The organism is Oceanimonas pelagia (assembly GCF_030849025.1).
GTDB classification, from domain to species: Bacteria; Pseudomonadota; Gammaproteobacteria; order Enterobacterales; family Aeromonadaceae; genus Oceanimonas; species Oceanimonas pelagia.
Genome location: NZ_CP118224.1, coordinates 285,119 through 298,180 on the forward strand (window position 1 = coordinate 285,119; position 13,062 = coordinate 298,180).

General features: G+C 62.8%; 15 protein-coding genes. 5 read left to right on the forward strand and 10 right to left on the reverse strand.

Features of this window, described 5'->3' with window-relative positions; translation table 11 throughout:
• Positions 1-4: 4 nt before the first annotated feature.
• From cpdA to parC, 4 genes are all read left to right on the forward strand, one after another.
• On the forward strand, positions 5-835 hold the full coding sequence (gene cpdA / locus PU634_RS01360) for a 3',5'-cyclic-AMP phosphodiesterase (protein ID WP_306762293.1): 831 nt from the start codon (positions 5-7) through the stop codon (positions 833-835).
• The gene (locus PU634_RS01365; RefSeq protein WP_306763636.1) at positions 835-1,407 is read left to right on the forward strand and encodes a YqiA/YcfP family alpha/beta fold hydrolase; all 573 of its coding nucleotides are present in this window, start codon (positions 835-837) and stop codon (positions 1,405-1,407) included. The genes cpdA and PU634_RS01365 overlap by 1 nt, the downstream gene beginning before the upstream one ends.
• A 181-nt stretch (positions 1,408-1,588) precedes the next feature.
• Entirely contained in the window at positions 1,589-3,484 is a 1,896-nt protein-coding gene (gene parE / locus PU634_RS01370) for a DNA topoisomerase IV subunit B (RefSeq protein WP_306762294.1), read from the forward strand.
• 13 nt (positions 3,485-3,497) lie between these two features.
• Complete coding sequence (gene parC, locus PU634_RS01375) at positions 3,498-5,744, forward strand: DNA topoisomerase IV subunit A (protein WP_306762295.1); 2,247 nt, start codon at positions 3,498-3,500, stop codon at positions 5,742-5,744.
• Positions 5,745-5,800: 56 nt separating this feature from the next.
• Here the strand turns inward: parC and mutT are convergent, their stop codons facing one another.
• The 10 genes from mutT to PU634_RS01425 form a co-directional block, all read right to left on the reverse strand.
• A complete protein-coding gene (gene mutT / locus PU634_RS01380) occupies positions 5,801-6,214 on the reverse strand; it encodes an 8-oxo-dGTP diphosphatase MutT (protein WP_306762296.1) in 414 nt (137 codons plus the stop codon).
• A complete protein-coding gene (yacG, locus tag PU634_RS01385) occupies positions 6,204-6,395 on the reverse strand; it encodes a DNA gyrase inhibitor YacG (RefSeq protein ID WP_306762297.1) in 192 nt (63 codons plus the stop codon). The genes mutT and yacG overlap by 11 nt, the downstream gene beginning before the upstream one ends.
• Positions 6,392-7,126: a cell division protein ZapD gene (gene zapD, locus PU634_RS01390; RefSeq protein ID WP_306762298.1), complete on the reverse strand. Its 735-nt coding sequence runs from the start codon at positions 7,124-7,126 to the stop codon at positions 6,392-6,394. The genes yacG and zapD overlap by 4 nt, the downstream gene beginning before the upstream one ends.
• Positions 7,127-7,176: 50 nt before the next feature.
• Positions 7,177-8,322 (reverse strand): radical SAM family heme chaperone HemW, encoded by a 1,146-nt coding sequence (gene hemW / locus PU634_RS01395; protein ID WP_306762299.1) that lies wholly within the window; start codon positions 8,320-8,322, stop codon positions 7,177-7,179.
• A complete protein-coding gene (gene rdgB, locus PU634_RS01400) occupies positions 8,322-8,921 on the reverse strand; it encodes an RdgB/HAM1 family non-canonical purine NTP pyrophosphatase (protein WP_306762300.1) in 600 nt (199 codons plus the stop codon). The genes hemW and rdgB overlap by 1 nt, the downstream gene beginning before the upstream one ends.
• A 211-nt stretch (positions 8,922-9,132) precedes the next feature.
• Positions 9,133-9,546, reverse strand: a complete 414-nt coding sequence (locus PU634_RS01405) for a DUF4426 domain-containing protein (RefSeq protein ID WP_306762301.1) — start codon at positions 9,544-9,546, stop codon at positions 9,133-9,135.
• Positions 9,547-9,584: 38 nt separating this feature from the next.
• Complete coding sequence (locus tag PU634_RS01410; protein WP_306762302.1) at positions 9,585-9,896, reverse strand: DUF167 family protein; 312 nt, start codon at positions 9,894-9,896, stop codon at positions 9,585-9,587.
• Positions 9,884-10,435 carry a YggT family protein gene (locus tag PU634_RS01415; protein WP_306762303.1) on the reverse strand — a complete coding sequence of 184 codons (552 nt, stop codon included), beginning with the start codon at positions 10,433-10,435 and terminating at the stop codon, positions 9,884-9,886. The genes PU634_RS01410 and PU634_RS01415 overlap by 13 nt, the downstream gene beginning before the upstream one ends.
• A 9-nt stretch (positions 10,436-10,444) precedes the next feature.
• Positions 10,445-11,269 carry a pyrroline-5-carboxylate reductase gene (proC, locus tag PU634_RS01420; protein WP_306762304.1) on the reverse strand — a complete coding sequence of 275 codons (825 nt, stop codon included), beginning with the start codon at positions 11,267-11,269 and terminating at the stop codon, positions 10,445-10,447.
• Between the two features lie 10 nt (positions 11,270-11,279).
• A complete protein-coding gene (locus tag PU634_RS01425; protein ID WP_306762305.1) occupies positions 11,280-11,972 on the reverse strand; it encodes a YggS family pyridoxal phosphate-dependent enzyme in 693 nt (230 codons plus the stop codon).
• A 41-nt stretch (positions 11,973-12,013) separates the two neighbouring features.
• Between PU634_RS01425 and PU634_RS01430 the strand changes: the two genes are divergently transcribed.
• Positions 12,014-13,048, forward strand: a complete 1,035-nt coding sequence (locus PU634_RS01430) for a type IV pilus twitching motility protein PilT (protein ID WP_306762306.1) — start codon at positions 12,014-12,016, stop codon at positions 13,046-13,048.
• The last annotated feature ends 14 nt before the right edge of the window (positions 13,049-13,062 follow it).

Here is a 13,062-nt window from a genome sequence, read left to right on the forward strand (position 1 = left end):
GGCAATGACGCTTTCCACCCTTCCCCTTGGAGCCCATGCCGACAACGGCGTACTTGAGCTTTCCCAGATCACCGATACTCACCTGTTTGCCGACAAGAACGGCGATCTGCTGGGGGTGCCCACCTGGCACAGCTGTCGGGCGGTGGTGAATGCCATGAAGGAAGAGCTGGCTGGCTGTGACGCCATTCTGGCCACCGGTGACCTGTCCCAGGATCAGAGTGCCGAGTCCTATCGCCATTTTGTGGCCATGATGGCCGAGCTGACGCCGCCGGTGTTCTGGCTGCCCGGCAATCACGACGAGGCGCCGGTGATGCAGGCCGAGCTGGATGCAGCCGGCATCAACCAGGCCAAGCATTTGCTGGGCGAGCACTGGCAGGTGTTGCTGCTCGACACTCAGGCCGAAGGGGAAACCTGCGGCCGGCTGAGCGAGCACCAGCTGGCGCTGCTGGATGCGGCCATTGATACCTACCCCAACCATCACCTGCTGCTGGCGGTGCATCACCAGGCGGTGCCGGTGGGCTGCGCCTGGCTGGATCAGCACAATCTGCGCAATGCCGATGCCCTCACGATCCGGCTGGCGCGCCACCGGGCCAGCAGCGTGGTGTTGTGCGGCCATGTGCACCAGGGCTTTGATGAAGTACGGGGCGGCATTCGCTATCTGGCCAGCCCCTCCACCTGCATTCAGTTCAAGCCGCTGTCCGACGATTTTGCCCTGGACTATATGGCCCCGGGCTGGCGCCAGCTGTCGCTGTATCCGGATGGCCGGCTCGGCACGCGGGTATGGCGGCTGCCGCCCAATGCCTTTGTGCCCGACTTCAGCGCCAGGGGGTACTGATAATGGCGACCCTGCTTTATCTGCATGGCTTCAACTCGTCTCCCAATTCCATCAAGGCCCGGCTGATGCGGGAGCACCTGCAACAGCACAGGCCCGACATTGAACTGATCTGCCCGCAGCTGGCGGCCACGCCGGCTGCGGCCTGGGAGCAGATTGCGTCCATTTGTGACCAACAGCGTGTTCCCTTCGGTGTGGTGGGGTCGTCCCTGGGTGGCTTCTGGGCCACCCGGGTGGCGGAGCACTACGGCGTGCGCGCTGTGGTGGTGAACCCGGCGGTGAACCCCCATGTATTACTGGCCGACTGGCTGGGGGAGCAGGTGAATCCCTACACCCACGAGCGCTACACATTGACCGAGCGGCATATGGCCGAGCTGGCCGAGCTCAGAGTGAATGATCCGACCTGCCTGGACCGCATCTGGCTGCTGCAACAGCAGGGCGACGAGGTGCTCGACTACCGGGAGGCCCTTGATTACTACCACTTCGCCCGGGTCTGCATTCAGAAGGGCGGCGATCACGCCTTTATCGGCTTTGAGCACTACTGCGCTCAGATCATCCGTTTTCTTCAGCTGTAAGCCACTCTCGTTCCCACGCTCCGCGTGGGAATGCATATTGTCATTAATCTGGCCCCGCTGTGAAGCGTGTCGGCGCAGGTAACCCTGCTGATGCTTTACATGGCGCCATTTGCATCCCGCTTCCCGCAATGGGCTTCGAGTAGTAAGATCCGGCAATAACCCCAGATTACCGAAGGTCAACATGACATCGAGTCAATATACTGCCGACGCCATTGAGGTGCTCAATGGCCTGGAGCCGGTGCGACGTCGCCCCGGCATGTATACGGACACCGCCCGCCCCAACCACCTTGGCCAGGAAGTCATCGACAACAGCGTGGACGAAGCCCTGGCCGGTCATGCCCGCAAGGTGGAAGTGATCCTGCATGAGGATCAGTCCCTGGAGGTGATCGACGACGGTCGCGGCATGCCGGTGGACATTCATCCGGAAGAGGGCATTTCCGGGGTGGAGCTGATCTTCAGCAAACTGCATGCCGGCGGCAAGTTTTCCAACAAGAACTATCAGTTCTCCGGCGGCCTGCACGGGGTAGGCATTTCCGTGGTCAATGCCCTCAGTTCGCGGGTGGAGGTCACCGTGCGCCGGGGCGGCCAGGTGTTTGAAATGGCCTTTGAACATGGCAACAAGGTGAGTGAACTCGCGGTCACCGGCACCTGCGGCCAGCGCAATACCGGCACCCGGGTGCGGTTCTGGCCCGATGGCAGCTACTTCGACTCACCCAGGTTTTCCGCTTCCCGGCTCAGGCACCTGCTGCGGGCCAAGGCGGTGCTGTGCCCCGGGCTCACCATTCGCTTTGACGACAAGGCCAATAACGAAACCCTGGAGTGGTGCTATGAGGACGGCCTGAAGGACTATCTGGTGGAAGCGGTCAAGGACTCCCCCTGCCTGCCGGAAGCGCCCTTTACCGGCAGCTTCTCCGCCGAACACTCGGCGGCGGACTGGGCCCTGTGCTGGCTGCCGGAGGGCGGCGAGACCCTGGGGGAAAGTTACGTCAACCTGATCCCCACCGCCCAGGGCGGCACCCACGTTAATGGCCTGCGCCAGGGCCTGCTGGATGCCATGCGCGAGTTCTGCGAATTCCGCAACCTGCTGCCCCGGGGCGTCAAGCTGACCCCGGACGACATCTGGGAGCGCTGTGCCTACATTCTGTCGGTGAAAATTCAGGATCCCCAGTTTGCCGGCCAGACCAAGGAGCGGCTGTCGTCCCGTCAGTGCGCGGCCTTTGTCTCCGGGGTGGTGAAAGACGCCTTCAGCCTGTGGCTGAACCAGCATATCGAGCTGGCCGAGCAACTGGCCGATCTGTGCATCAGCAGCGCCCAGCGCCGGCTGCGTCAGGCCAAAAAGGTGGTGCGCAAAAAGGTGACCCAGGGGCCGGCGCTGCCCGGCAAGCTCACCGACTGTGCCTGCTCCGATCCGCTGCAGGGCGAGCTGTTCCTGGTGGAAGGGGACTCCGCCGGCGGCAGCGCCAAGCAGGCCCGGGACCGGGAATTTCAGGCCATCATGCCCCTGCGTGGCAAGATCCTGAACACCTGGGAAGTGGAGTCCGGCCAGGTGCTGGCGTCTCAGGAAGTACACGACATTTCGGTGGCCATCGGTCTGGATCCGGACTCGGACGATCTGTCCGGCCTGCGCTACGGCAAAATCTGTATTCTCGCCGACGCCGACTCCGACGGCCTGCACATCGCCACCCTGCTGTGCGCCCTGTTCGTGCGTCACTTCCGCCATCTGGTGGCGGCGGGACACGTGTTCGTGGCCATGCCGCCGCTGTACCGCATCGACGTGGGCAAGGAAGTGTTCTACGCCCTGGATGAAGACGAGCGCGACGGCGTGCTGGAGCGCATTCGCGCCGAGAAGAAAAAGGGCAAGGTGCAGGTTACCCGCTTCAAGGGCCTGGGCGAGATGAACCCCAAACAGCTGCGGGAAACCACCCTGGATCCCAATACCCGCCGGCTGGTGCAGCTGACCGTGGACGATGCCGAGGCCACCGAAAAGCTGATGGACATGCTGCTGGCCAAGAAGCGTGCCGGCGATCGCCGGGAATGGCTGGAAACCAAGGGCAATATGGTCGACCCCCTGGCCTGAGGATAACAATACAATGAGCAATCAAGACTTTACCATGGAAGGGGTGGAGCGCCTGCCGCTGCACACCTTTACCGAGCAGGCCTACCTCAACTACTCCATGTACGTGATCATGGACCGGGCACTGCCGCACATCGGCGACGGCCTCAAGCCGGTTCAGCGCCGTATTATTTACGCCATGAGCGAGCTGGGGCTGTCGGCCCTGGCCAAGCACAAGAAATCCGCCCGTACCGTGGGCGACGTGCTGGGTAAATATCACCCCCACGGCGACTCCGCCTGCTACGAAGCCATGGTGCTGATGGCCCAGCCCTTCTCCTACCGCTACCCGCTGGTGGACGGCCAGGGCAACTGGGGGGCGCCGGACGATCCCAAGTCGTTCGCCGCCATGCGCTATACCGAGGCGCGGCTGTCGCGCTTCTCCGAGCTGCTGCTGAGTGAACTGGGCCAGGGCACGGTGGAGTGGATCCCCAACTTCGACGGCACCATGAAGGAGCCGCGCATGCTGCCGGCCCGGCTGCCGCACATACTGCTGAACGGCGTCACCGGTATTGCCGTGGGCATGGCCACCGACATTCCGCCCCATAACGTGCGCGAGCTGGCCAGTGCCTGTGTGCATTTGCTGGACAACCCCAAGGCCACGGTCAGCGAGCTGATGGCCCATGTGGCCGGGCCCGATTACCCGACCCGGGCCGAGATCATCACTCCCAGGGCCGATATTCAGAAAATCTACGAAACCGGCAAGGGCAGCATCAGAATGCGCGCCGTCTACCATCAGGAGCAGGGGGACATCGTCATTACCGCGCTGCCCCATCAGGCCAGCGGCGCCAAAATTCTGGAGCAGATCGCCGGTCAGATGCAGGCCAAGAAACTGCCCATGGTGGCGGACCTGCGCGACGAGTCGGATCACGAGAACCCGACCCGGCTGGTGATCATTCCCAGATCCAACCGGGTGGACGTGGAGCAGCTGATGCAGCACCTGTTCGCCAGCACGGATCTGGAGAAGACCTACCGGGTCAACCTCAACATGCTGGGGCTGGATAACCGGCCCCAGGTGAAACCCCTTGATCGCATTCTGTCCGAATGGCTGCAGTTCCGCCGGGAAACCGTGCGCAACCGGCTGCAGCACCGGCTCGACAAGGTCGAAGCACGGCTGCATATTCTGGCCGGTCTGCTGATCGCTTTTCTCAATATCGATGAAGTGATTGAGATCATTCGCACCGAGGATGAGCCCAAGCCGGTGCTGATGGCCCGTTTCGGCCTCACCGAAACCCAGGCCGAGGCCATTCTCGAGCTGAAACTGCGCCACCTGGCCAAACTGGAAGAAATGAAGATCCGCGGCGAGCAGGACGAGCTGGCCGCCGAGCGGGACAAGCTGGCGCAGATTCTGGGATCCGAACGCCGGCTCAACACCCTGCTGAAAAAGGAAATTCTGGCGGACGCGGAGAAATACGGCGACGAGCGCCGCTCGCCGCTGGTGGAACGGGAAGAGGCGAAGGCCCTGAGCGAAAAGGAGCTGGTGCCGAGCGAGCCGGTGACCATAGTGCTGTCGGAAAAAGGCTGGATCCGCTCCGCCAAGGGCCATGAGGTGGACGGCGCCGGACTCAGCTACAAGGCCGGCGACGGTTTTCTCGATGCCGCCCCCGGGCGCAGCAACCAGATGGCGGTGTTCCTGTCGAACACCGGCCGGGCCTATGGCCTGGACGCCCACAGTCTGCCCTCGGCCCGGGGCCAGGGCGAGCCGCTCACCGGCCGCTGCAGCCTGAGCCCGGGGGAGCAGGCCCGCTTTGTGCTGGCCGGCGAGGAAGACCGGCTCTACCTGCTGGCCTCCGACGCCGGTTACGGCTTTGTCTGCCGCTACGGCGACATGGTCAGCCGCAACAAGAACGGCAAGGCGCTGCTGACGGTGCCCGCCGGTGGCGAGGTGCTGAAACCGGTGCCGGTGGCGCAGGTGGACAGCGAGCTGTGCCTGGTGGTGACCAACGAGGGCCGCATGCTGCTGTTTCCGCTCAAAGACCTGCCCATGCTGGCCAAGGGCAAGGGCAACAAGCTCATCGGCATTACCGGTGCCAAGGTGCAGGCCCGGGAAGACTTTATCAAGCAGCTGGCGGTGGTGCCGATCGGTGCCAGCGTGACCCTGCACGCCGGCAAGCGCAAGCTGACCCTCAAGCCCGCCGATCTGGCCCACTACCAGGGCGAGCGCGGCCGCCGCGGCGCCCTGCTGCCCCGCGGCTTGCAACGGGTGGACAGCCTGGAAATTGAATAAAAAACGTGAGGGGTGAGGCGAAAGGAGTGAGGTGATTCCCCCTCACTCCTCACCTTTTACCCCTCACATGCACTCTGCAGCTTTGCCACTATCGGGCGGTTGGCGGCGGGAAAGTCGTAGTGGTGCAGCTCGCTTACCGGCACCCAGCGGCTGGGCTGGCCCTCGCGGCCGTGGGGCTCGCCGGTAAAGGCGGTGACCCGGTGAATGTCGAGGGTCACTCGCTTGTCGCCGTAGTCGTGGTCAATGCGCATAAAGGGCGCGCAGGCGGTCACGGCAATGCCGATTTCCTCTTCCAGCTCCCGGGCCAGGGCCTGGGCCACGGTTTCGCCGGCCTCCACCTTGCCGCCGGGAAACTCCCATTTAAAGGCCTGGTGCTGGCTTTCGCCCCGGCGGCAGATAAAAATCTCGCCGGCGGCGTTTTCAATCACGCCCACCGCCACCAGTACGGATGTTTTAACCTCAGTACTCATTTTCGCCGTCCTGCTCCGGCAGCCAGGCGGGGTCGCCGGGAATGCGTTTTTCCTCGTCGGCCCATTCCCCCAGATCGATCAGCTGGCAGCGCTTGCTGCAAAAAGGACGAAAGGGGCTTTGTTCACCCCATTCCACGGACGCGCCGCAGGTGGGGCAGGGGACGGTAGTGATGTTGCTCATTTGATGTTCGCCAGTTCAAAGTCGATGTTGCCGATATCGGTGTTGCCCACCGGCATAAAACGAATGGTAAAGCGGTACTTGTTGCCGCTGACCACCGGATAGACCGGCTGCTCGCCGGGCAGGCGCAGCCGGATCATCTCGGTGTGCTCGGCGCTGTCCTGAAAGAAGCCGGCATTGGCCCGCTGAGTGGTGAACTGGCTGCTCTCCCGCCACAGGGTCAGCAGCAGGCTCAGGCCCTGTTGCAGCAGACCGAGTTGCTCCACCCAGGCGTTCAGATCCTGCTGCTGGCGCTCTGCCGGCTGGTGCAGCCAGTGGTGCAGCTGGGGCACGTCAAAGGCACAAAGGCCGCCGGGAATGGCAAAGCGGCTGCGCACCGCCGACAGCAGCCTGTCTTCGCGCAGGGCCTGGCCCAGGCGGGCGCTGCGGGGCAGCTGCTGGCTGATGGACTCGAGTTTCTGGGAAAACTGCTCGAGGGCGGCGGCGTCCACTCCGGGTACTCGGGCCCAGGCTTCCAGCCTGCTGTTCTGTTGCTCCAGATCCTTGGCCAGATCGGTGCGCAGATCGCAGCGTTCCAGCAACTCCAGGGCGTCGAGCAGGGCCTTGAACAGGGCGGTGGCCTGGCCGGGAGCATTCAGCCCCCGGCACTGGTCAATCTGTTTCAGCAGCTCGCTCAGCCGCAGGTAGTTGCGGCATTTTTCGTTGAGGGGAAATTCGTAAACCAGTGATGACATAACACGTTTGGCCTGTGGTTCGAGGCGATAATGGGGCCAGTGTACCCGCTTCACTCCTCAAGAAACAAATCGAGCAACCGGTTGAGAAAGCGCCGGCCCAGGGGCGTAACCTGCCAGTGTGTACCGGTATCCTGCAGTAATTCCAGCCGCTGTGCCTCGGCCAGCGGGGCCTGCAACTGCGCCAGGGGCTGACCGGTGAGGGCGGTGAATTCCTGCTCGGGAATGGGCTCGAACAGCCGCAGCCGGTTCATGAAGTATTCCAGCGACAGATCCTGTGGTGCTATGTGCCAGTGCTGATCCAGATAAGGCCGTGACGGCTCCAGATAGCCCCTGGGGTGCTTGACCTTGACGGTGCGCAGAATGCGCCCCTGCAACGGCAGGGTGATTTTGCCGTGGGCACCGCAGCCAATGCCCAGATAGTCGCCAAAGCGCCAGTAATTGAGGTTGTGTCTGGCCTCGAAGCCGGGCCTGGCGTAGGCGGAGACTTCGTATTGCCGATAACCGTGGGCCAGCAGCAGCTCGTGACCGCGCTCATAAATCTCCGCCAGGGTGTCGTCTTCCGGCAGCGCCGGTGGGCGCGAGGCAAAGGGGGTGTTGGGCTCGATGGTGAGCTGGTACCAGGACAGATGCGGCGGCGCCAGGGCCAGGGCCTGCTCGAGGTCAAACAGGGCGTCTTCCGGACGCTGCCCGGGCAGGCCGTGCATCAGATCGATGTTGAAGCTGTTGAGCCCCACGCCGGCGGCTTCTTTGGCGGCAAAGCGGGCCTGCTCGGGGTCGTGAATGCGGCCCAGGCCTTCGAGCTTGTCGGCCTGAAAGCTTTGCACGCCGATGGAAATGCGGTTGATGCCGGCTTTTTTAAAGCCGCCAAAGCGGCCCGCTTCCACCGTGCCCGGGTTGGCCTCCAGGGTGATTTCAATGTCGTGCTCAAAGGGCAGGCGCTCGCGCACCCCGGTCAGCAGCCGGCCGATGGCCTCCGGGCTCAGCAGGCTGGGGGTGCCGCCGCCGATAAAAATGCTGTGCAGTTTGCGGCCCTGGGCAAAATGCAGATCGGCATCCAGATCCGCCAGCAGGGCATCCACGTATTCCCGCTCGGGAATGTCGGCCTTCAGGGCATGGGAATTGAAGTCGCAGTAGGGGCACTTCTGCACGCACCAGGGAATGTGGATATACAGGCTCAGGGGCGGCAGCGTCAGCATCAGATTTCTTCTCGCAGCAGCTGCTGCAACTGGTGCAGGGCGCTGGCGCGGTGGCTGTGGCGGTTTTTCTCGGCCGGGGTCAGCTCGGCGGAAGTCTTGCCCGCTTCCGGCACCAGGAACACGGGGTCGTAGCCAAAGCCGTGTTCACCCCGGGGGGCGGTGGTGATCTCGCCCTGCCAGCGGCCGGTGCAGATCAGCGGCGTGGGATCATCGGCGTGGCGCATGTACACCAGCACGCACCAGAAGGTGGCCTGGCGCTCGCCGGCGGGCACGTCCTGCATCTGCTCCAGCAGCAGTTCGAGGTTTTGTTGATCGCTGGCATCCGGGCCGGCAAAGCGGGCGGAGTAAACACCGGGACGGCCGCCGAGGGCGCTCACCGCCAGGCCGGAGTCGTCGGCAATGGCGGGCAGGCCGGTTACTTGTGCGGCATGGCGGGCCTTGATAATGGCGTTTTCCACGAAGGTGGTGCCGGTTTCGTCGGCGTCGGTCACGCTCAGCTCGGTCTGGGGCACCACGCTCATGCCCAGTCCGCCCAGCAGGCTTTGCAGTTCGGCTACTTTTTTGGCGTTGCCGGAGGCCAGTACGATTTTTTGGGTCACCTTTCGCTCCTGTGGATTACCGCGTGCGGGCATGATACCACCACAGAAACGTAAGAGGTAAAGGGGAGCCGTAAGAGGAAAAATGAAATGGAAATGTAAGACGTAAAAGGGAAGACGTAAGACGAGGAGATCCATTACGTCTCACGTCTCACGTCTCACGTCTCACGTCTCACGTCTCACGTCTCACGTCTCACGTCTCACGTCTCACGTCTCACTCGGTATAGAAGGTATGGCGAAAGCTCAGCTCGCCGCCCTGTTTGGGGCCGCGAATGTCGATGGTGAACAGCACATTGTCTTCGTTGCGGTAGGGGTACTGGGCAATGTAGTAGAGTGCCTCCCCTTCGCGAATGGTCTGAAACTCCAGCCGGCGCACGTTGCCCAGCAGGTTCTTGCCTTCACCGCTCAGAACCACCTGCACCGGCTTGCCGTCGGCGTCGAGCACGGCGATGTTGAGCAGGCCGTTGTAGCGGCTGCGTTCAATGTTGTTGCTCTGGGCCACTTCCGGGGACAGGAAGGTGGAAGGGAAGGCGCTGTAGTGCACCGTCCAGTCGCCGATGCGGGTTTCCTCGGCGAAAGCCTGAGAGGTAAACAGCAGGGCCAGAGCGGCGATCATTGCTTTGAACATAACGATTCCTTAATTACCAGTAGCAGTTAGTGATCAGTTTAGGACGCCAGGCCGAGGAGTTCCGCCAACTCGGGCGGAATTAGAGCCGGGTGGTCAATCACCACCTTTTTGTGGCGGCTGCCATGGCCGGCCACCAGTTCCGCCCGGGATTTGGCCACGCCGCATTGCCTGGCCAGCCATTTCAGCAGGTGGGCATTGGCCTTGCCGTCCACCGGCGGGGCGGTAATGGCCACCCTGAGTTCATCGCCGTGCAGGCCGAGAAAGGCGTCCCGGCTGGATCTGGGCTGCAGGTAAAGACGGAGGTGCAGTTGCTGCTCATGCAGCCGCACCGCACCGGTTACAGTTGCCACCACAGCGGACCGAACAGATCGCCCATCAGCCAGTTCAGTGCCTGCAGGGCGATAAAGGCCACCAGTATGCTCAGATCCAGCCCGCCCATGGGCGGAATGATGCGGCGCAGCGGGGCCAGCAGGGGCTCGGTGAGCTGGTACATGACGTATTCGATCTGGCTGCGGCCCTGGCTGACCCAGCTCAGCAGGGCGCGAATGATCAGAATCCAGAACAGCATGACCCCGGCCTTTTTCAGCACGGTGATAAGCCCCACCAGCACCACGGTACTCCAGTCGGCATAGAGCAGGTTCATGGCCTTGAACAGGGCCAGCTTCACCGTGGCCACAATCAGGGCCAGCAGCACCGCCGCCATGTCGATGCCGAAAAAGCCGGGGATCACCCGGCGCAGGGGTTTGAGCACCGGATTGGTGGCCTTGACCACGAACTGGCTGAAGGGGTTGTAGAAGTCGGCACGCACCAGTTGCAGCCAGATGCGCAGCAGCACCACCATCAGGTAGAGGTCGAAAACCGTGTTGATCAGGTAATAAGCGGTGTTCATGGTGCGTCCTTAAAGCTGGCGTTCCAGTTCCCGGGCCCGGGCCACGGCGGCGGCCATGGCATCCGCCACCAGGCGGTCGAGGCCGTTGTCGTTAAAGCGGCGAATGGCCTCGGCGGTGGTGCCGCCTTTTGAGGTAACCTGCTCGCGTAACTGGCTCAGCGACAGTTGCGGGTTGGCGGCCACCATGTTGGCAGCGCCCAGCGCGGTCTGCTGCACCAGCAGGCGGGCGTCATCGGCGGAAAAGCCGCTTTGCTCGGCCTGTCTGGCCATGGCTTCCATAAACAGAAAGAAATAGGCGGGGGCGCTGCCGGCGGCGGCAATCACCTGATTGATGCCGTCTTCCTCGTCCACCCACAGCGTCTTGCCCACCGCCTCCATCATGTGCTGGCAGTAGGCCCGATCGGCCTCGGCCACATGCGGCCGTGCATACAGGCCGGTCATGCCCAGGCCCAGCAGCGACGGGGTATTGGGCATGGTGCGTACAATGCGGGTGTGACCACCGGCCATCTGCTCCAGCCGGGCCACGGAAATGCCGGCGGCAATGGAGATCAGCAGCTTGTCGCCGAGTGTGGCGCCGGCGGCCAGCAGCTCGCTCAGCATGGCGGCCATCATCTGGGGCTTGACCGCCAGCACCACGGCCTCGGCCTGCGTTACGGCTTCAAGGTTGTTCTGGGTGGTGCGAATGCCAAAGTCGGCGGCCAGGGCGTCGAGTTTGGGCCGGGACGGATTGGCGGCGATAATGCAGTCGGCGGGGTAGCCGGACTGGATCAGCCCGGAGATCAGGCTGCGCGACATGTTGCCCGCGCCGATAAAGGCGAGTTTTCTGTGTTCCATCAATGATCACTCAAGGGTTGCGGGAGCCGAAGATGGCAGTGCCCACCCGTACCAGGGTGGAGCCACAGGCCACTGCCAGTTCCAGATCGTTGCTCATCCCCATCGACAGGGTGTCCAGCTGGGGGTGTTTTTTCTGCATTCTATCAAAGAGATGCTTCAACTCTAGTAATTGTGCCCGCAGGGTCTCGGAATTGTCGGTTGCCTCCGGAATTGTCATCAGGCCACGCAGGCACAGGCGGGGCAGGGCGGCCACCTGCTCGGCCAGGAGCTCAGCCTCGGCGGGGGCAAGGCCCGACTTGCTGGCCTCGCCACTGACGTTGACCTGCAGACAGACATTGAGTGGGCGCATATGGGGGGGACGCTGATCGTTGAGGCGCTGAGCGATTTTCAGCCGGTCCACGGTCTGTACCCAGTCGAAATGCTCGGCCACCAGCCGGCTTTTATTGGACTGCAGCGGGCCGATAAGATGCCAGACGAGGTCGGGACAGCGCTTTTTCAGGGTGGTGATTTTATCCACCGCTTCCTGCACGTAGTTCTCGCCAAACCAGCGCTGGCCGGCGGCCCAGGCCGCCTCCACATCCGCGGCGGGTTTGGTTTTGCTCACCGCCAGCAGGGTGATATCTTGTGAAGCACGGCCGGCCTGGGTGGCGGCCTGGGCCAGGCGGGTGTGAACGTCTTGCAAATGCTGTGCAATAGTACTCATATGAATAAATTCGATTCAGGCTCAAGCGACGGGGACAAAATATGGACATTACCGAATTACTGGCGTTCAGTGTAAAGCATAATGCCTCCGATCTGCACCTCTCCGCCGGCGTGCAGCCGCTGTTGCGGGTGGACGGCGAGGTGCGCAAGATCAACCTGCCGGTGCTGGATCACCGGGAGGTGCACCGGCTGGTGTACGACATCATGAATGATCGCCAGCGCAAGGAGCTGGAAGAAAACTTCGAGGTCGACTTTTCCTTTGAGCTGCCGGGGCTGGCGCGCTTTCGGGTGAACGCCTACCACCAGGCCCGGGGCGCGGCGGCGGTATTCCGGGTGATCCCGAGCGAGGTGTGGACCCTGGAGCAGCTGGGTGGCCCGGAGATCTTTGAGCGCATTGCCGAATATTCCCGTGGCCTGGTGCTGGTCACCGGCCCCACCGGCTCGGGCAAGTCCACCACCCTGGCGGCCATGGTCAATCACATCAACGACAACTTCAACAAGCACATTCTGACCATCGAGGATCCCATCGAATTTGTGCACGACAACAAGAAGTGCCTGGTCAACCAGCGGGAAGTGCACCGCGATACCCACTCCTTCAGCAACGCCCTGCGCTCGGCGCTGCGGGAAGATCCCGACATCATTCTGGTGGGCGAACTGCGGGATCTGGAAACCATTCGGCTGGCGCTTACCGCCGCTGAAACCGGCCACCTGGTGTTTGGCACCCTGCACACCTCGTCGGCGGCCAAGACCATCGACCGTATCATCGATGTGTTTCCCGGTGCCGAAAAAGACATGGTGCGTTCCATGCTGTCGGAGTCGCTGCGGGCGGTGATCTCCCAAAACCTGCTGAAAAAGATAAACGGCGGCCGGGTGGCGGCTCACGAGATCATGCTGGGTACCCCGGCCATTCGCAACCTGATCCGGGAAGACAAGGTGGCGCAGATGTATTCGGTGATCCAGACCGGCATGGCCCACGGCATGCAGACCATGGATCAGTCGCTGAAGCGGCTGGTGGCCGGTGGTCTGGTATCGCCCGCCGACGCCCGTGCCAAGGCGGTGGATCCCCAGAGCATCTGATGACTTAAGCGGAG